The organism is Chromohalobacter sp. HP20-39, from assembly GCF_033052815.1.
In the GTDB taxonomy this organism is placed as follows: domain Bacteria; phylum Pseudomonadota; class Gammaproteobacteria; order Pseudomonadales; family Halomonadaceae; genus Chromohalobacter.
In genome coordinates this window covers 1-402 of record NZ_JAWHTP010000224.1, presented here as the reverse complement: position 1 = coordinate 402, position 402 = coordinate 1, and the positions used below count along the sequence as shown (strand labels likewise).

Below are 402 nucleotides of genomic sequence, written 5' to 3'. Positions count from 1 at the left end.
GGAACAAGACCGTGTACGCGGTTCTCTCGCGCGGTGGCGTGCATCGAGATCAGCCTACCGACGTGATTGCGCCCTATCTGAAAGTCACGCTTGGTTTCCTCGGCATGACGGACGTGCGCTTCGTTTATGCAGAAGGTCTTGCGATGGGCCCGGACATGGCCACGCGTTCAATTGCCGATGCGCAGGCACAGATCCAGAACTACGTTGAAGACTTTGCGGCGGTATGAATCTGCGGTTGGTGCTGCGGAGGCCGATGCCGGCGAGCAAATGTATCGCGATCCATTGATGAGCGTGATGACAGCCTTGCGTTTCCGTTTTGGTCAACTGGCCGAGATTAAGCGGGTGTCGCTCCGATGCGGTTCTTGAAGGCTGTCGTCTTCATTGGCGCTTCGCTCCGTGTCC

The 402-nt window shown here is 57.7% G+C and carries 1 protein-coding gene; it reads left to right on the top strand.

Translation table 11 applies throughout. From position 1 onward, the window contains the following. Positions 1 to 227: NAD(P)H-dependent oxidoreductase (locus RVY79_RS17745; RefSeq protein WP_317465826.1), on the top strand; the 227-nt coding region annotated here is incomplete at its 5' end. Positions 228 to 402: the final 175 nt, after the last annotated feature.